Source organism: Paenibacillus sp. TAB_01 (assembly GCF_043945595.1).
Classification (GTDB): Bacteria; Bacillota; Bacilli; order Paenibacillales; family NBRC-103111; genus Paenibacillus_S.
In genome coordinates this window covers 6439189-6456270 of sequence record NZ_JBIFNP010000001.1, presented here as the reverse complement: position 1 = coordinate 6456270, position 17082 = coordinate 6439189, and the positions used below count along the sequence as shown (strand labels likewise).

The 17082-nt window shown below is 53.9% G+C and carries 16 protein-coding genes, 1 pseudogene and 1 riboswitch; of the genes and pseudogenes, 7 read left to right on the top strand and 10 right to left on the bottom strand.

The genetic code is table 11. The features are described from left to right. Nucleotides 1-4: 4 nt before the first annotated feature. Together ACHHV8_RS31555 and ACHHV8_RS31550 are read left to right on the top strand one after the other, a co-directional pair. Complete coding sequence (locus ACHHV8_RS31555; RefSeq protein ID WP_395163154.1) at nucleotides 5-541, top strand: S-layer homology domain-containing protein; 537 nt, start codon at nucleotides 5-7, stop codon at nucleotides 539-541. Nucleotides 542-780: 239 nt separating this feature from the next. Further along, on the top strand, nucleotides 781-1230 hold the full coding sequence (locus tag ACHHV8_RS31550) for an SRPBCC family protein (protein ID WP_395163153.1): 450 nt from the start codon (nucleotides 781-783) through the stop codon (nucleotides 1228-1230). 149 nt (nucleotides 1231-1379) lie between these two features. Here the strand turns inward: ACHHV8_RS31550 and ACHHV8_RS31545 are convergent, their stop codons facing one another. Then, nucleotides 1380-1712, bottom strand: a complete 333-nt coding sequence (locus ACHHV8_RS31545) for an antibiotic biosynthesis monooxygenase (RefSeq protein WP_395163152.1) — start codon at nucleotides 1710-1712, stop codon at nucleotides 1380-1382. A gap of 249 nt (nucleotides 1713-1961) precedes the next feature. On the opposite strand from ACHHV8_RS31545, the gene ACHHV8_RS31540 reads away from it, so the two are divergent. Continuing rightward, entirely contained in the window at nucleotides 1962-3734 is a 1773-nt protein-coding gene (locus tag ACHHV8_RS31540; RefSeq protein ID WP_395163151.1) for a methyl-accepting chemotaxis protein, read from the top strand. 279 nt (nucleotides 3735-4013) lie between these two features. On the opposite strand, the gene ACHHV8_RS31535 is transcribed toward ACHHV8_RS31540, so the two are convergent. After that, nucleotides 4014-4484 (bottom strand): C40 family peptidase, encoded by a 471-nt coding sequence (locus ACHHV8_RS31535; RefSeq protein WP_395163150.1) that lies wholly within the window; start codon nucleotides 4482-4484, stop codon nucleotides 4014-4016. A 4-nt stretch (nucleotides 4485-4488) separates the two neighbouring features. Next, a riboswitch (cyclic di-AMP (ydaO/yuaA leader) is annotated at nucleotides 4489-4627 on the bottom strand. A gap of 386 nt (nucleotides 4628-5013) precedes the next feature. Here ACHHV8_RS31535 and ACHHV8_RS31530 point away from each other — a divergent pair. Further along, a complete protein-coding gene (locus ACHHV8_RS31530) occupies nucleotides 5014-5268 on the top strand; it encodes a hypothetical protein (protein ID WP_395163149.1) in 255 nt (84 codons plus the stop codon). A gap of 169 nt (nucleotides 5269-5437) precedes the next feature. On the opposite strand, the gene ACHHV8_RS31525 is transcribed toward ACHHV8_RS31530, so the two are convergent. Both ACHHV8_RS31525 and ACHHV8_RS31520 read right to left on the bottom strand, forming a co-directional pair. Further along, nucleotides 5438-6253 carry a hypothetical protein gene (locus ACHHV8_RS31525; RefSeq protein ID WP_395163148.1) on the bottom strand — a complete coding sequence of 272 codons (816 nt, stop codon included), beginning with the start codon at nucleotides 6251-6253 and terminating at the stop codon, nucleotides 5438-5440. A 16-nt stretch (nucleotides 6254-6269) separates the two neighbouring features. Next, complete coding sequence (locus tag ACHHV8_RS31520) at nucleotides 6270-8453, bottom strand: M1 family metallopeptidase (protein WP_395163147.1); 2184 nt, start codon at nucleotides 8451-8453, stop codon at nucleotides 6270-6272. 203 nt (nucleotides 8454-8656) lie between these two features. Between ACHHV8_RS31520 and ACHHV8_RS31515 the strand changes: the two genes are divergently transcribed. Further along, on the top strand, nucleotides 8657-9172 hold the full coding sequence (locus ACHHV8_RS31515; RefSeq protein WP_395163146.1) for a YwhD family protein: 516 nt from the start codon (nucleotides 8657-8659) through the stop codon (nucleotides 9170-9172). A gap of 235 nt (nucleotides 9173-9407) precedes the next feature. On the opposite strand, the gene ACHHV8_RS31510 is transcribed toward ACHHV8_RS31515, so the two are convergent. The 6 genes and pseudogenes from ACHHV8_RS31510 to ACHHV8_RS31485 all read right to left on the bottom strand — a co-directional run bounded on the left by ACHHV8_RS31510 (nucleotide 9408) and on the right by ACHHV8_RS31485 (nucleotide 14848). After that, the gene (locus ACHHV8_RS31510) at nucleotides 9408-10166 is read right to left on the bottom strand and encodes a metallophosphoesterase family protein (protein ID WP_395163675.1); all 759 of its coding nucleotides are present in this window, start codon (nucleotides 10164-10166) and stop codon (nucleotides 9408-9410) included. Between the two features lie 56 nt (nucleotides 10167-10222). Next, nucleotides 10223-10591, bottom strand: a complete 369-nt coding sequence (locus tag ACHHV8_RS31505; RefSeq protein ID WP_395163145.1) for a hypothetical protein — start codon at nucleotides 10589-10591, stop codon at nucleotides 10223-10225. Between the two features lie 16 nt (nucleotides 10592-10607). Next, nucleotides 10608-11186 carry a GNAT family N-acetyltransferase gene (locus ACHHV8_RS31500; protein WP_395163144.1) on the bottom strand — a complete coding sequence of 193 codons (579 nt, stop codon included), beginning with the start codon at nucleotides 11184-11186 and terminating at the stop codon, nucleotides 10608-10610. Between the two features lie 103 nt (nucleotides 11187-11289). Next, entirely contained in the window at nucleotides 11290-11964 is a 675-nt protein-coding gene (locus ACHHV8_RS31495) for a SanA/YdcF family protein (RefSeq protein WP_395163143.1), read from the bottom strand. A gap of 140 nt (nucleotides 11965-12104) precedes the next feature. After that, entirely contained in the window at nucleotides 12105-12668 is a 564-nt protein-coding gene (locus ACHHV8_RS31490) for a hypothetical protein (protein WP_395163142.1), read from the bottom strand. Between the two features lie 172 nt (nucleotides 12669-12840). After that, nucleotides 12841-14848, bottom strand: a pseudogene (locus ACHHV8_RS31485) (transglycosylase domain-containing protein). Between the two features lie 400 nt (nucleotides 14849-15248). On the opposite strand from ACHHV8_RS31485, the gene speE reads away from it, so the two are divergent. Both speE and speB read left to right on the top strand, forming a co-directional pair. Beyond that, nucleotides 15249-16076: a polyamine aminopropyltransferase gene (gene speE, locus ACHHV8_RS31480; RefSeq protein ID WP_395163141.1), complete on the top strand. Its 828-nt coding sequence runs from the start codon at nucleotides 15249-15251 to the stop codon at nucleotides 16074-16076. Between the two features lie 21 nt (nucleotides 16077-16097). Next, a complete protein-coding gene (speB, locus tag ACHHV8_RS31475) occupies nucleotides 16098-16967 on the top strand; it encodes an agmatinase (RefSeq protein WP_395163140.1) in 870 nt (289 codons plus the stop codon). Nucleotides 16968-17082: the final 115 nt, after the last annotated feature.

The window sequence follows — 17082 nt, the reverse complement described above, 5'->3', positions numbered from 1 at the left end:
GATTGTGGCCCGTTTGACGGAGAACGATGAGCTGACGGATTCATTGAACTACACGGATGTGAAGGCGGACCACTGGGCGGCCAACTACATTCGGATTGTAACGAAGCACGGTTACTTTAACGGCTTTGAGGACGGCACCTTCCGTCCGGAGGCACCGGTCACAAGAGGAGAACTGGTAGCCGTTATGGCCCGTTTCCTTAAGCTGAACGTCAGCACACCGAACGAGCTGCACTTCAATGATATCGAAGGGCACTGGGCTGCTGCATCCATCGAGGAGCTATACCGCAGCAAATATCTTGCAGGCTATCCGGACGGATCGTTCAAGCCGCAAAATAATATTATCCGCTCTGAAGCGGTGACGCTTGTGAACCGCATGCTTTACCGCGGGCCGCTGAAGGGCCTGAATCCGCTGTTCCCGGACGTAAATGCCAGCCATTGGGCATTCGGAGACGTACAGGAAGCGACGATTTCCCATGAAGCGAATCGCAATGCAGATGGAAGCGAAACATGGCAGAAGAACATCGAAGATAAAGTAAGGTAAGTAAAAAACAAGCCAGGCCGCAGCGATTGTCTTATCGCGGCTTGGCTTGTTTTTTGATCCTCAGCATACCTGCGATAGTTGAGCGTAAGGGCGGTTACCAAGCTGCCGTATGCTCCGGCATACGTGTCGCGTTTTTACAATACGGAAAAGCGGGACATCATTATAATGAAGACAAGCAGTCGAACAGGGCAAGGAGTTACTCAAACTTTCAACATATTATACTGAATGGAGGAATCCGCTTGGATCTTAAGTATGAGTTGTATATCGGAGCGCAGCCAGAAAAGGTGTGGGAAATTTTCACGGTACCGGAAGCGACGAAAGCGATATTTTTCGGGAGTGTGCTTAAGTCTACTTTTGAAATCGGCAGTCCCTATGAATATGTCGGACCGGGCAATGACGGAGAGGAGACGGTTCATGTTTACGGGGAGGTGCTGGCATTCGAGCCCTGCCGGCTGATGAGCTTTACCGAGCATCCCGGGCCGTCGTACCGCGACAATCATGCCGAGCTGGTAACGAGAGTTACGCTGACACTGGATACGGTAGGCGCCTGCACCAAGCTGACGCTGGTCAATGATCAATGGCCGGAGAATCATCCGTCCTACGAGAATACGAAGAACAGCTGGCCGATGATCCTGAGCAATATCAAGTCTTATATAGAGACAGGAAAAACATTGGATTTTGGCTGGTAGGCCGCCGTCTATGCGGCAGTGAAAGAGAGTCAGACCTAACGGATCACGGTCCGTTCGGCCTGGCTCTTCTTTGTTTGAATTTTAAAAAAGATGCCATTTTCGAGGCTGGCTGTAAAGGGAGTTACAGCCTAGACTGCTTTGTGGCACTCTTAACTCGGGGTACCCGCTTTACCCGTTTTTACCGCGCGGACTTCATACATGCTTACCTGGGTGCTAATCACGTATTCCGGCTTGGATTGACCTCTGCTGTTCTTATGGCCCTGAAAATGGGCGTCGCTTCTCTCCCAGCCTTTCCAGGCTTCTTCGGACTCCCAGCGGATAAGGACCACCACTTCCTCCGACTCCTTCGCCGATTTGTTGACCATCACGCTAATATCGATGAGGCCATCCATGGAATCGATCGGGCCTTCTTTGCTGAACCGCTCAACGACTTTATCGGCATTGCCCTTTTCTACGACGATAGTGCGGGTTTGAATAAACATGGATAACGCCTCCTGCATAGGGGATAAAAACAACTGCTTCCATTTTATTTGATAATGATTTTCATTGTCAAATGTGATTCTGTGGTCCTAGTTGAATATGTGGCAAAAAGGTGACATAAATAGGAAATTCGACATAAATATTAACTTTTTCTCGGTTTTTGTCGACATAAAGAAAGGAATGAATATCCAATGAAAGGAAGTTCGCTATTAACCGCATGACACTAGACAAAAAAATTCGGAGGCTTGGAGATGAAACTGACATTGAAGCAAAACGCAAAATGGAGCTTTAAACTGACGCTGTTTAAAAAGCTGCTGGCAAGCTTTGTTCTGGTCCTGCTGCTGCTGTCTGTAATCAGCGGGACGGCAATGGTGAAGATGACCACGATGGGCGAGAAGTCGAAGCAAACGACGGAGAAAGGCCTGCCCAGCGTCATCCTGCTGGGTAATTTGAACCACGACTTAAAGGAACTTGATGATTTGATGCTGCGCATTCAGCTTAATCTTCAGGACAAATCGCAGGATGACGCTGTTTCATCTACAGACGTCGGACAGGCGGTGACTCAGCCGGATAAAGCGAACGCTTTATTCGATGGAATCCAGAGCAAGACGAAACAGCTCGAAGAGATGGCTTATACAGAGAGTGATGCAAAGCTGGTCAAATTGTTTCAAGATAAATGGGATGCTTACAGCAAGCTGTATCCCGGTATTTTAGCGGCGGCTCAGAAGCATGGGCCGGAAGGAATGCAGCAGATTCAGCAGGCTGACGAATATTTGAGCGGGTGCAGCTTCGTGATCGACGTGTTTACCCGTAATCTGCAGGGGCATGCGGACCAATGGGCGGCGGAGCTGACCGAATCGAATCGCATGGGCATGATTTGGGTGGTCGTTCTGAGTATTATTGCGATCCTGGTCGGGCTGACGGTTTCCTTCCTCATGGCACGTAATGTTTCCAAGCCGCTCAATGAAATGAGCGCTGTGGCCAACCGGATTTCGGCAGGCGATCTTTCGGTACGCAGCCAAGTGCTGCACCGTCAGGATGAGATCGGGCAGCTGAGCGCCGCCTTCGCGCGAATGAGTGAGCATATGCGTCAAATGATCGAGAATATTAACGGACATGCCCAGCTGGTTACGGTATCTGCAGAACAGCTGAAGGCGAGCTCGGGCGAGATGCAGGAGGCGTCGGCGCAAATTGCTTCCACCGTCAAAGAGGTGGCGACAGGCGCGGATCAGCAAACGATGACCATGGAAGAGACATCCCGTTCCATGGAAGAGGTAGGCGCCGGGATCAGCCGCATGGCGGAGAGCGCATCGACGATTGCAGAGTCGGTAGAATGGACGAAGCAGCAGGCCGAAAGCGGCGAAGCGTTCGTGCAGAACACGGTGCAGCAGATGAGTTCGATTCACTCCTCGGTCCATCAAACGGACGAGGTCATCTCTCAGCTGGAGAGCAAATCGAACCAGATCGGCAGCATTGTCCAAGCGATCCAGGAAGTCGCTCACCAGACGAACCTGTTGGCGCTGAATGCGGCGATTGAAGCGGCGCGTGCCGGTGAGCAGGGCCGGGGCTTTGCCGTTGTAGCGGCAGAGGTCCGGAAACTGGCAGAGCAGTCGAACAGCTCCTCGGAGGAAATCGGCCAGCTGCTGCACGAAATTCAGTCGAACATTCGGGATTCTGGCGAAGCGATGAGCAGAGTGAAAACGGAAGTCAGCACGGGCATCGAGCTGGTGAAGGAAACGGAGCAAAACTTCGAACAAATTCTGAAGTCGACTTCGCATATTGCGTCTCAAATCCAGGAAATGGCCGCTACCTCCGAAGAAATTTCGGCAGGCGCCGAGCAGATCACTGCGGCCGTCCAGCAGGTTGCTTACATAGCGAAGGAAACGGCGGTTTCCTCACAACAGGTGTCCACATCGGCGGAGGGCCAATTGCAAACGACCGGAGAGGTTCAATCCTCCGCAGAGTCGCTTTCCGAGATGGCCGATGAAATGCAGCGTCTGCTGTCGCAGTTCAAGATTGCCTAGCGCAGCTTGGCTAACAAAGGCAAGGCACGAAAAAATCCCGTTCCATGTTACTCCAACAGGAACGGGATTTTTTATATGTTAATTGATTCATACCGGTCTCTCCGCGGGTAATTATCCACTAGAGAGTCCTGTACAGAAAGAAGACCTTCAGCTTGTCCGGACGTGACGGGTCGCGGAGCTTGAGCGCTGAAGGCCAATGAGATAAGGACCATTCCATTGAGTTGTCGTTCTAGAGAGTCAGTCGGAACCGAGATATATGAATCGGCTTGCAGGCTCCCATTAGGAATTGTCGGTCATCAGCTGATCGTACTGATCGTCCGACAAGATCCGTTTTGCGGTTACGTAACGCTTCGCATAGTAAGATTCACTAAGGCTCGTAATCGTAACCCCTTGGTTGGTGGCGGAATGATACATCTTTCCGTCCCCTACATAGATGCCCACATGCGAAATTCCTTTGCCGCTCGTATTGAAGAATACGAGATCGCCCGGGCGAAGCTGATCCTGGCTGATTGTTGTGCCAAGTGTAGCTTGTCCTGCCGAAGTATGAGGCAGATCAATGCCAAACTTGTCGTACACATAGGAAGTATAACCGGAGCAGTCGAAGCCTTTGGTGGTTGTCCCCGCCCATTTGTATGGCGCTCCGAGCTCTTCGTTGACGGCTTGGCTTAAAGGCGTCTCGGCGAAGGCGCTTCCTACTTGAACGCTGCAAAACAATGCCAAAGATACGGCAAAACCAAAAAACCTTTTCAATGAAATTTTCCCCTTCCGGTGCCTACGAGGTTAGCTTAAGGGTTCGGTTGAAGGTTCCCTATGATCACTCTGTTGCGAGATCAATTCACCCGGGATGTGGATCCCCCGTTTTCCAATCTGTGGAAATTCGGCAATATATACGTTTTTTGTGTGTCGAATACAATAATTCGAGCTTTACCGCATTTTTCCTTCCGTTGTCACACAAAATTCACAAGTATAAGTGAAAAATTGAAACCTTTTGAAGAAATAGTGCGAAACCGCACCATAATAAGGCTTTCTTCAGCGGTCGGGGCTGGAAAGGCCATTGACGGTAGGGAAGCACGGACTGCATTTTCGACAAAATTTTTCGAGATTTGACATAGGGAAGAGAGGGAAATGAGGAGCATACATACCGTAAGCGGTAAGACCGAATGTGCGGACTCTGGACATTGGCGGAGGATGTCGTATCCTGTTCTGTAGAGGCGGGGAACGTTCGATCCTTCTGCCGCAAGAGACGGCGCATGAAGCGGAGGAAGGGGCTGAGCACGCTGTGAATATAGTGCGGCTGGCGATTGCCGGATTTATTACGCTGTTATTTATCTACCGGTTAGGAAGATATCGGCTGCGGCGATACAATATGGAGCATTTTGGATTGTCGGTGATGGCATTGCTGATGGTCTGGGGTACAACGCTGCAGGCTTGGCTCCGCGTGGCGCTGATGGGCTTCTTCGGTATGCTGGCTGTGCTGTTCCTGATTCTGTGGATTATCGGCAGACGCGGCGATGCGACGGAGCCTCCGGGCTAAATGGCCCGGTATTTAGTCCGCCCATGTACGCTTCATCCGCAGGACAGCATATAGTCGGTGATCCGTTACGAACCCAAAAAAGACTCGGAGGCCCCAATAAAGGGACTAGGAGTCTTTTTGATGTGGATGGATGTGCGGCCCGGAGGCCTTCCTCTTTTTGAGGCGGGGCTCAATTGCTTTTGACGTCCCAGAGGGCGTACTGTGTTGTGATGGCCCACATTTTGCAAAACATATGAATCAAACGATACACCTGGTACCCGAGCAGCGTGGCGAAGCCCGCCCAGATCATGGCCGAGGTCATGACCGCCGCAGAAATAAGAAGCGTAGCCAGAAGGATGAAGGCGGCGAGCGGCAGCGCGGTCGGCGTATTGCGAATCAGGAGCAGGATAGAGTAGGATAAGGGCCTGCCGCTCACAACACCGAACTGCAGGTACATGAACAACGTCTGCAGCACAAAATTATAGAGCAGAAAGCCGCCGAGCAGAGGCAGCACGGTCCAAGCAAACCCTTCAAGCGACGTATGGCTCTGATAGCTGCTGACGACTTTGGCATAGAGGAAGTAAAGCGGCGCCAGCGTAAGAGCGATCTGGACAGTGTACAGCACCAAAAAGGGAAGCGTGAGCTTGCGTATTCCGCGTACAAACCGGTAGCCGGCATTCAGCTCCTGGTGATGGAGAGAGTAGTAGACTCCGGCATTGAGCAGGGGGGAGAACAGCATGCGTGCAGCGAGCAGGCCCAGCCCCCACCATAGATAGGAATGAATAAGATCGGTCTTCGTCAATTGGAACTGCCCTTCGATCCAGAATAGCTGCACAGCTTCGCGGGAGAGCTCTTGCCCGGGGTACCGGTGAAGCAGAGGGACGGCGACAGAGCGGATCAGTTTATACAGCAGAAGGCCCCACAGCAAATTGTAGATAAACAGCGTGCAGACTGCAAAAGGCTGGTACCAGGCCATAGCCAGGCCGGTTTTGACTAACTTCCACATAGCGAGCTTCCCTCCCTCACCAAGCGACCCATTCGAACAAGGTCTCCATGAATTTAACGACGCCGAGATTCCAGCGTACGGACAGCTTCGGATCGATGTTTGTTTTCATAAAGCTGTTAATCCGTTTATTCTCAAGCACGATAGTATGCTGCGGATCTATGGCCACCCAATCGATAGGCGATTGATGCATCAGCTTGAACTGGACGTCCGCATCTATACCGTCCCAGGTTTTATCGATTTGCGAGCCGTCGGCGAAATGGAACCGGATCGGCACCGTATGGTACGTGCCGCCATGCTTTTGAATACGCACGGTATTCTCAAACAGGCTCTGCCCATCGGACACCACTTTCTTCGACTGAATGCTCGTCACCCCGTAATCTACCATGAGACCGCTGTACACATACTGTTCGAAAAACTCCTGCCAGCTCGTCTTCGTCGTATCCTCAAGCACCTTTTGAAAATCGGTCGTCGTCGGATGCTTGAACTTCCATCTCTGAAAATATGTTTTCATGACGCGGTCCATCATCTCGGTGCCGATCTGGCGCTCGATCGATTTCAGCACCAGCTTGGCGCGGGTATATACGTTCTCCGCATATTGGCCGTCCGGTCCGTAATTCCAGGAGTCCTGCTTCAGCGCCTCCGGCGATGTAATATAGCTGGATTCGACCGTCAGGTTCGATTTCACTCCGTATTCGAGCTCCATCAGCCGGTCTTCGGCATAGGAGGTGAAGCCTTCGTCGAGCCAAGCTTCCTCGAACTCGTTGCTGGCGACCATACCGTACCAGAATTGATGGCCGATTTCGTGGACAATGACCCGTTCCAGCTCCAAATCCGGATTTTCCTCGGAAGCTCCCCAGCCCGTAATCAGGGTCGGATATTCCATCCCCCCGGCGCCGTTCCCGTTATCCGGAGGAATCACGATGGACAGCGTCGAGTACGGATAACTGCCGTACCACTGGGCATAGCGGGCGAGCGCTTTTTTGGCGGCGGTCATATAGCGGTTCTTCAGCTGCTCATGCTTCGGATCGAGATACAGCTTGATTCTGACGCCGGGGATTTGCTGGGTCGCATAAGGCTCTTCATAATAGATGAAGTTGGGCGATGCGGCCCAAGCGAAATCATGCACGTCATCGGAGTAAAAAGCGTATGTCTTGATCTTGCCGTCATCGGCGGGCGGCTTCAGGGGAAAGCCGGTGGCTGCCACCGTATAATTCGTCGGTACCTTGATCCGCACATCGTAGATGCCGAAATCGGCGTAAAACTCCGAATTGCCGTGGTACTGATGCAGATTCCAGCCTTCGACCGTGCGTCCTCTGACGCCTACAGGCTCATAGACAGCCACCTTGGGGAACCATTGGCCGGCCATGACGAAATCCCCCGCATATCCCATCCGGGCAAACACCGCGGGCAGCTTGACCTGAAACGAAGAGTTGAGCGTAATTTTCTCTCCCGGATTGACGGCCTTGGGAAGAGGCACCTTGATCAGCGTATGGTCGTTTTTATTGGCATCATCCGGCTGGACATATTCCATCTTGCCTGCGAGCTCCTCACCGTCGAGCGTCTTGATGCTGCTGACCGTCATATTGCCGAAGCTGCCGTCCGGGCTCTTGTCGTTGCGAAGCCTGCCGCCCGATTCCTCCATAAAGGTAGATTTCTTCGACTCGAAGGCGTTCGGGTACAGGTGGAAATACAGCTCCTGCACCGGAAGGCTTCCGGGGTTTTTCCAGGTCAGCGAAGAGGTTCCGTTCAGCAGCTTGCCCTCGGCGTCGAGCTCCACATTCAAATGGTATTCCACAATGCGGTTGCTGAGCGGCTGGGGAGCGGGCTTCTCTACGGGCTTGGCCGGCAGACTGGGCGGCGCAGGCGGCTGGGCCGGAGCGTTCGGAGCGATGACACGCGCAGAAGCGGGCTTGGCCAGCTGGAGTCCCAGCGAAGAGCCGTCGGCAAACGATAAATCTGTGGCAAAGTTTTGAAAGCTCGGTTCCCCTTTGAGGGAGGGCGATGTCATGGTGACGGGCCGGAGCGGAATGGAGCCCAGGGTGGAATAGGGGGCGGACTCGGCCCGTGGGCCGGCTGGCTCCAAGGCATCCTCCGATGCGGTGCCTGCGCCAAGCAGGGCTTGGCTGACAAACGTGGCTCCGCCGGCTAGTACAAATAAGAAACACCATTGCGCAAGTCGGTTGCCGAATACTTTTTTCATCTATTTTTCACCCCGTTGACAAGCATCTACAGCATGTATATGTCGCCTGTCCGAGGATTATTTCTGTCCTGTCCAAAAAGAGTTGGAGGCGGCGGGAGGGCCGCACCCGAAATTTTTTTCGTTATGACTGGAAATGACCTGCCGGTATTCGCTACAATAAAAAGGATGAACGCATAAATTTAATAAATTGGATGGTGCCCTCGATGGATATAAATAACAACCAACCGGCAGACAAGCCGAAGAAGCTGAACGCGCTGAATATTGTCAGCGGGAAAGTAGAGCATAAGGGATTCGGCGCAGGCTCGATCGATTTAAGCCAGCTGTCCAGCGTCATTATAGACGGAGATGAGGCGTACCTCGATATGGGGGCGCTGCACGCGAAGAGCAAGGTCGAGAAGGGGATTAAATTTTCCGTGAACAAGGAAGACGTGCCGAACGGCCGCACCTGCTTTATCGTATGGGTAGCAGCGGACCGGAAGGAAAGCGGCATGTATTACGCGGGGGTGACCTCCTGCGAGATGCAGGTCGATCCTGAGGCGCGGCGCGGCTGGAAAATTCTTGCCGACCATGTGAACCGGATGGATTACGCGCTGAAGCGCCGCATTATGGTGGAGAACCTGGGAGCGCACGAGAAGGCGGTCTTGAAGAATCTGCTTATGGAGCATAACCCGGCGATGTGGGAAAACTCCAACGACGATTTGAAAGAGGCTTTGGCGTAAAAATATGTATATTATGTGACGTCCATTGTACAATTCCGTGGCTAGGATGTATACTAATGCCTAGTATATGCAACATATACTAGGACAGCAAAAAGGCAGACCCCGAGGTCTGCCTTTTTGTGTTGGTCTGAGAAGGGCGGTCCGGCTTAACCGGACTGCCCGTTCTTAACATGATACAATTTATAACTTTTCGGGGTCCCCGCAAAGTACCTGAGTCCGCCTCGAAGCATAAATCTCACTTTGTGGGGTTATTTTTATCCTTCAGACCGCGGTACCTTCCGGTCCGCAGCTCTTGAACGTAGGGAGCTAACGCAGGCATCTGCGCCTGCTCCGCAAGGCGGACGGCAAGCTCGATGTCGTACGGCACGCGGATCAGCTGGATGGAGAAAGCCGCGGGCGCTGCGCTTCCCTCAACCCCCTCCAGTACGGCATAGGAGGCTTGAGGCATATCGAGCGGATTGCCGACGCTCCCCGTATTGAACAGGGTTCGGCCCTCCAGGTTCTGCACATAGGCGTTATGGATGTCCCCATAGCCGACGACGTCGGGAAGCCGCCCTCCATCGGGCGTGCCCGTCTGCTCCGTATGGTCGAACATGGCCAGGCGGTCTTCCATCGGCGCCCACGGCTGCACCCTTGTATACACGCTGACAGGAGAGGCATGGAACAAGCGGATGGTTCTGCCGCTCATCAGCAGCTCGTGCGAGAAGGGGAGGGTGCCCAGCCAATGCAGCCGCTCCGCCCCAAGGCGGCGCTGATGCCACAGCAGATCCTCGTGCTCGGTAGGCTGAGCTACAAGGTGATCCCAGTTGCCCATCACAACCGTATCGCATAATGCCCGGATCCGGTCTACCGCCGCTTCCGGCTGAGGGCCTTTGCCGACCAGATCGCCGAGACACAGCACCTTGGTCAGTCCCCGCAGGCGGACATCCTCGAGCACCGCGTCAAGTGCCGGAATATTGCCGTGTATGTCCGATAGGACAGCTATTTTATCCATCATTACAGCCCTCCTCCTTTCATCGTTCCCCAACTATCTTTTCCAGCCAGCCGGCATTATACAATGAAAAAGCCCAAGCCGGTTGTCAGCAGCGTGTAAAAGAAGGAGCAGACAGCTCCAAGGACAACGCCGCGGCGCCAGATTTGTTTCGTGGTTGGTTCGGGAAACAAGTAAGAGACGACGGATGCAATCAAGGAAATGACCGCATACGTCAGCAGATTGATCAGATCGTGAACCGGCCACAGCGAATCTCCGATGTGGAACAGCTCGACAGGGGCCTTGCTGAAAAAAGTAACGAACCAAAGCGTAGTCGAAAAAAAGACGAGCGAGCTTGCGGCATAGCCTGCCCAAAGCTGGGGCTTTTTCAGAATGATTTTTAATAAGACAAAAGAAAGAATTGCGTAAACTCCTAATTCAATCAACATGATGGCGTTCTCCTTGCTAAGGAATCATTCCAATTCTCCGTCTTGCCTCGGTGTCCCATTCTTCGCTTGTCATCGCATAAATGTTATGGTCATCCCATATTTCATGAATATGAAGGTAATAACGCGCCAGCCCTTCGTAGCGGAAGCCGGTCTTTTCCAGCACCCGGATGGAAGCGGTATTGCGAGGCATGACAGCGCCTTGAAGGCGATGCAGTCCGGCGTCCGTAAACGCGAATTGGGCTGCCAGACGGACCGCCTCCGTCATGAAGCCGCGGCCGGTATAACGCCGGTCAAGGTAATAGCCGATGTTGGCGTTCTGCCAAGGCCCGCGGAATACGGCGGTAAGCGATACGCGTCCGATCAGCCGGTCGTTATCGTTAAGGAAAATGCCGAATATGTAGCCTGCATCCTTCTGGGCGTCGCGCCAGCAGGAACGGATCAGGTTCTTTTGGAACTCCAATGTAAAATGACTGTCCGGCCGCGCCGGCTCGTAAGGACGAAAATATTCGCGGTTATGAACCCTCAGCTCTCTGAGCGGCTCTGCGTCGGATAAAGCGAAGGGACGGATATGAACTCGATCCAATGTCAATTTCATGGGCGCGGCCTTCCTGCTTTCGGGTTATTCTTCTATTGTATGCCTAAAGCGGGGCTGGCTTCAAGCGGCGTTATTGGACATTTTGTTAAAAAGAGGGAATGGGTCAGCGGTCGGCCGTCAGGCGTCCATCCCCTGAAATCGGGATCGTATCCCCCAGATAAGTCGGCTTGGGCTTGAATACGTTGACGAGCGCAAAGTCCTTGGCGCGGGCCAGCACCTCCCGGGCTTCAAAACGGGCCATGCCCCGGTAGCTCTGCTTATCGGAAGCGATGCCGTAGGCGTCCAAGCCCATGCGGCGGGCGGCATAGACGGCGCGCATCAGGTGGTACTGCTGGGTCACAATCAGCACCTTGCGCACTTGAAAAATATCTCTCGCCCGGTACATGCTCTCGTAGGTGCTGAACCCGGCGTGGTCCATGAAAATATGCTGCCTCGGAATATGGCGCTCCTCCAGGAAGCTGCGCATCGTGTTGACTTCGTCGTATTCAACCTGTCCATGGTCGCCGCTGACGATAAACCGGTCCGACTTGCCGGCCCGCTCAAGCTCCAAGGCGGTCTCCAGCCGGTCGTTTAATATGCTGGAGACGGAGCCGTTCGGGTAGACCCTTGCTCCGAGCACCAAGATGGCATCCGCACGGGGCGCATCCTCTACGCTTGTAATATATTTGGACGCTTCGGATTTAACCGCCGCGTTAATCCCGAATAATCCCAGCGCAGCTATAGGCACCGCCAGCAGGAAGCCGACGATCATTTGTTTCCGTGTTCGTTTTTTCAGCATAACGGCCTCGCCTTCCTTTAATAACCTGTCTGCCCAATCATGGAAAAAGTTGGGCTAGTATATAAACGCGGTATAAGGCGGAGAAGTTTCTTGCGGGCGAATGTTCGCGCAGGTTTTTTACTTTATTGCTCCCTGGTTTGTTACATCGACGGCTTCGCATTCACCGCCGGAATCCGCTCCAGCTCCGCGCGAATAGAGGCGGGAAGCGGTTGGGCGAGCAAAGACCGCATGCGCTCCGCATGGGCGCCATGACGGCGCAGGTAAGCGAACAGAAGCTCCGCCTTCGCTTGCCGGCCCATGAGGGCATAGGCTGCTGCCCATGTCTCCTTGGCGGCCATGGGCAGCCCCTCCCATTCGAAGGCCGGGCTGCTCGGCAGCCGGCATAAGCCGGTATCGCTATGAATCGCGAAGCCCCCGATCAGATCGACGGGCAGGGCCCCGTCCGCTTCTCCGGCCCGAAGCGATAACCGATAGCTGCTGGCAAACGGATAATCGCCGGAGGGTTCGGCCTCCCAGGCCAGGCCTGCCTGCTCTAAGGCGCGGACAGCCGCTTCCAAGGGAGCGTCGGTGGTGAGGTCCCAATCGCGCACTTGGGCGGCGAGTGAGAGGCTGTACAGCAGCGCGCTGCCGCCCAAGGCGCAGCGGATGCCTGCGTCTTCGAGCTGACGCATCGTTCGGCGGATGTGGTGCAGGGAAGAGAGCATAAGCACATCTCCTTACAATAATAAGTATAGGAACGGATAAATGGCTGGGGACGAAACCTGTGGCTCTATTATAGAGGAAGGAGCGGGGCGGCGATATGGTGTATGGCTGAAAAAAAGCATCACCCCTCTTATCCACTCGGAATTCTGTGGTATCGAGGGGTGATCGCTGCAGTTACTCGTTCCACCAGCGCTTCAAGTCCTGCCACCAAGTGCCGTTGCCCTTCGGCGCGGATGGCTTGTCGCTGTTTTTGGTCGGCTCGGCCGTGCAATACTCTGTAGGCTCGGTTCCCTGCACGAAAGCCTCCAGCCGGGAATTCGGGCAGCTGTCATTCGCCAGCTTGCCGGTAGCGGGATCAATGTAGACGCTGACCACGTTGGCCGGCGCTTCGAACAGCTTCGGCGGTACCGATTCGAGCGAACGCTCCGTGAAATCGGCGAAAATCGGCGCCGCCACATGGGACTCCACCGCGTTGATGGTGCGGTCTTTGTCGTAGCCGACCCAGACGGCGGTGGACAGCTCCGGCGTGTAGCCTACGAGCCAGGCGTCGGTATTCGTCGTGCCGGTTTTGCCGGCCACCGGACGCTTCAGCACGCTCGAAACCCGGTTGCCTGTGCCGCCGGTCTCGAACACGCCTTCCATCAGCTGTGTCATCACATAGGTGTACGCCGGATCGATGACCTTCTCTTGAACCGGAGCCGCTTCATAGACAACCTTGCCGCGGTTATCCTCTATGCGCACAATAGCCGTCGGTTCGACGCGTACGCCTTGGTTGGCGAAGATACCGAACGCGGATGCCATCTCATAAGGGCTGACCGGATAAGTGCCGAGCGCAAGCGACGGCAGCGGCTTCATCGGGCTGTCGATGCCCATTTTGCGGGCCATGGCAATGACGTTCTCCGGTCCGACATCGAGAATCGTATGCACCGCAAAAATGTTGTCCGACTTGGCGATCGCCTGCCGCAGATCGATCCAGTCGTAATACGTATTGCCGAAGTTGCCCGGCGTATACGTCTGACGACCGTTGTCATAGGTGAACGTCGTCGGCTCGCTTTTGAACTTGGTTACAGGCGTATACTGCTTTTGCTGGAGCGCCGTTACATAGACGATCGGCTTGAAGGAGTAACCTGGCTGCCGCGTATTCGATAAAGCGCGGTTATATTGGTTCTGGTTATAGTCGCGCCCGCCGACCATGGCCTTCACATAGCCGTTGCGCGGATCGATTGCAACCAGCGCCGCCTGCATCTCGCTGTATCCCGCAAGCTGGGTGGTCACGGCTTCCTCGGCGATTTTTTGCGAGGCTGAATCCAGAGTGGTGTACACCTTGTATCCGCCGTCCTCGAGCTGGTCCTCGGTAATGCCGAGCTTTTCGGTCGCCAGGCTCCGCACGTAATCGCGGAAATAACCCGCAATCGCAGGTTTTTTGGGCTCGAGAGGCAAAATTTTCAGCTGCTCCCGCTTCGCTTGATCCGCCGCCTGCTGCGTAATGATGCCGGAGTCGACCATCGTTTGCAGTACAGTTTCCTGGCGGTCCTTGGCCCCCTGCATATCGTAGTAGGGCGAATAGTAGCGCGGACCTTTCGGAATGCCCGCGAGCATCGCGCTCTCGGCCAGGGTGAGGTCTTTGGCGTCCTTGCCGAAAAACAGCTTGGAAGCGGCTTGAATGCCGTAAGTGGAATGGCCGTAATAAATTTGGTTCAAATATTCATCGAGAATGTCATCCTTGGTCATCTGCAGCTCCATCTGCACAGCGTAGTACGTTTCCTTGATCTTTCTTGTCCAAGTACGCTCATGGGATAAGTACAGATTTCTCGCCAGCTGCTGGGTAATCGTCCCGGCTCCCTGTACTTTGGCCATATGCTGCAGATTGACGACGGCCGCCCGGGCGATGCCGCGAAGATCGAAGCCGTAGTGATTGTAAAAGTTACGGTCACTCGACGGCGAGCGTCGCCTGGACCAGAATCGGGGAAATTTCGTCGAGCGGAATTTCCTGGCGGTTTTTCCCGCCGTTCATAGTCTCCAACACCTCGCCGTGCACATCGTAAATTTCCGTCGAGGGGCCCATTTGGGACACAGGCAGAGCTTGAGAGCGCATATATAAGAGCAGCACGAACAGGACGGCTGCGCCGATGACCAGCATGGAAAAGCTGAAGGAAGCGACCGATTTCAAGCGACGAAACATACGGAATCCCTTCGGTTCGGCTTCTGGAGCAGAAGGCCGGGAGGCGCTGCTGTTGCGCGGATTGGACATGGTCATCCCTCTTTTCCTCGTGATCGGAATAGCACTGCAAAGCTTAGCGGCATAGTGTTTGTCGGCTTAAAGCCGAGCTTGTGCCAACCGCCGGTACTTCCCGGCTGCATCGGCCTTACTTACCATTATGGAAAAATGTAGAAGACTGTATTCAGGCTTCATGGCGAAACACGTTAATTTTTTTTGAACAAGGGGATTTTGCTTTTCATTATATTTGCATTTTCAGGTAGATACACTATAATACAACTTGACGCGTTACTGCCCGTTCATTCGTGCAAACACCGAGTCCCTGATTGAGGTAGGATATTTGGAGAAAGTAGGGTGATTTGTAATGGAATTATGGTACACAGAGAAACAAACGGAGAACTTTGGAATCACGGCAAAAATTCGCGAGACGCTTGTAACGGAGAAAACCGATTTTCAAGATCTCGCCATTGTAGATACAGTAGAATTCGGCCGCCTGCTTGTGCTGGACGGTATGGTTATGACGACGGAGAAGGACGAGTTCGTTTACCATGAGATGGTAGCTCATCCTGCATTGTATACGCATCCGAATCCGAAGCACGTGCTGGTTGTCGGCGGCGGCGACGGCGGTGTGATCCGCGAAGTTATGAAGCATCCTGAAGTGGAGAAAGCCGTGCTTGTCGACATCGACGGCAAAGTCATCGAGTATTCGAAGAAATTTCTGCCTTCGATTGCAGGCGAGCTGGACAACCCCCGCGTTGAAGTCATCGTGAACGACGGCTATATGCACATTCATGACCACAAAAATACATACGACGTGATCATGGTTGACTCCACAGAGCCGGTCGGTCCTGCGGTCGAGCTGTTCACCCGCGGTTTTTACCAAGGCATCTACGAGGCGTTGAAGGACGACGGCATCTTCGTTGCCCAAACCGACAATCCTTGGTTCAAAGCCGACCTGATCCAGAACGTCAACCGTGACGTGAAGGAGATCTTCCCGATCGTTCGCGTATACTGCGCTAATATTCCTACGTACCCGAGCGGACTGTGGACGTTCCACATGGGCAGTAAGAAATACGATCCGCTGCAAGTGGACGAAACGAAAATTCCGGAAATCAATACGAAATACTATTCCCCGCGTCTGCATAAAGCGGCTTTCGTGCTGCCGAAATTCGTTGAGGATCTGTGTAAGTAATCTAATGAAGGAAGTGTAAGCATGCGTTTGGATCAAGCCTATTCCGGCAACGTGTTTATTTTAAGCTCTGACGACTATGAAGCGTCCCGCGCGGTTATTTACGGAATGCCGATGGACTTTACCGTCAGCTTCCGTCCCGGCTCCCGTTTCGGTTCGCCTCGTATTCGCGAGGTGTCTATCGGACTGGAGGAGTACAGCCCGTATTTGGACAAAAGCCTGGATGAGATCAAATATTTCGACGCCGGCGATCTGCTGCTGCCGTTCGGTAATGCGGCACGCAGTCTGGACATCATCGGCGACTATGTGCGCGGCCTGCTGAACGACGGCAAGTTCCCGCTTGGTATGGGCGGCGAGCATCTGGTATCCTGGCCGATCTTCCGCGAAGTGTATGCGAAGTATCCGGATCTGGCTATCGTCCATTTCGACGCCCACGCGGATTTGCGTGAGCAGTACGAAGGCGAGCCGTTGTCCCACTCCACGCCGCTGCGCAAAGCGGCCGAGCTGATCGGCGGCAAGAACGTATACCAGTTCGGTATCCGTTCGGGCTCCCGCGAGGAGTTCAGCTATGCGCGCGAGAATATCAATTTTTACCCGTTCGAGGTGCTTGAGCCGCTGCGCAAAGTGCTTCCTGAGCTGGCGGGGCGCCCTGTTTATCTGACCATCGATATCGACGTGCTGGATCCTTCCTGCGCGCCGGGTACGGGTACTGCAGAGGCGGGCGGCATCACTTCGAAGGAATTGCTGGGCGCCATTCATGCGATGGCGGCGGCGAATCTGAACGTAGTCGGCGCCGACCTGGTGGAAGTGGCTCCGGCCTACGATCCGACGGAGCAAACGCAGATCGTCGCGGCGAAAGTCATTCGCGAGATTTTGCTTGGCCTTGTTAAATAATGGGTAATCCTTTTTAGAAGCTCATACAACCGAAGCAGTTCCTTACTTCCTTACGGGCGGCAGGAACTGCTTTTTTTGTTTAGGCGAAGCGCAGAAAGCGTACAGCCTGTAAGGA

Excerpts from the sequence above, each read along its gene's own strand:
- speE (WP_395163141.1), top strand. The coding sequence starts at position 15,249 with ATGGAATTATGGTACACAGAGAAACAAACGGAGAACTTTGGAATCACG.
- ACHHV8_RS31500 (WP_395163144.1), bottom strand. The coding sequence starts at position 11,186 with ATGAAATTGACATTGGATCGAGTTCATATCCGTCCCTTCGCTTTATCC.
- ACHHV8_RS31540 (WP_395163151.1), top strand. The coding sequence starts at position 1,962 with ATGAAACTGACATTGAAGCAAAACGCAAAATGGAGCTTTAAACTGACG.
- ACHHV8_RS31515 (WP_395163146.1), top strand. The coding sequence starts at position 8,657 with ATGGATATAAATAACAACCAACCGGCAGACAAGCCGAAGAAGCTGAAC.
- ACHHV8_RS31520 (WP_395163147.1), bottom strand. The coding sequence starts at position 8,453 with ATGAAAAAAGTATTCGGCAACCGACTTGCGCAATGGTGTTTCTTATTT.
- speB (WP_395163140.1), top strand. The coding sequence starts at position 16,098 with ATGCGTTTGGATCAAGCCTATTCCGGCAACGTGTTTATTTTAAGCTCT.
- ACHHV8_RS31495 (WP_395163143.1), bottom strand. The coding sequence starts at position 11,964 with ATGCTGAAAAAACGAACACGGAAACAAATGATCGTCGGCTTCCTGCTG.
- ACHHV8_RS31490 (WP_395163142.1), bottom strand. The coding sequence starts at position 12,668 with ATGCTCTCTTCCCTGCACCACATCCGCCGAACGATGCGTCAGCTCGAA.
- ACHHV8_RS31510 (WP_395163675.1), bottom strand. The coding sequence starts at position 10,166 with ATGGATAAAATAGCTGTCCTATCGGACATACACGGCAATATTCCGGCA.
- ACHHV8_RS31545 (WP_395163152.1), bottom strand. The coding sequence starts at position 1,712 with ATGTTTATTCAAACCCGCACTATCGTCGTAGAAAAGGGCAATGCCGAT.
- ACHHV8_RS31525 (WP_395163148.1), bottom strand. The coding sequence starts at position 6,253 with ATGTGGAAGTTAGTCAAAACCGGCCTGGCTATGGCCTGGTACCAGCCT.
- ACHHV8_RS31505 (WP_395163145.1), bottom strand. The coding sequence starts at position 10,591 with ATGTTGATTGAATTAGGAGTTTACGCAATTCTTTCTTTTGTCTTATTA.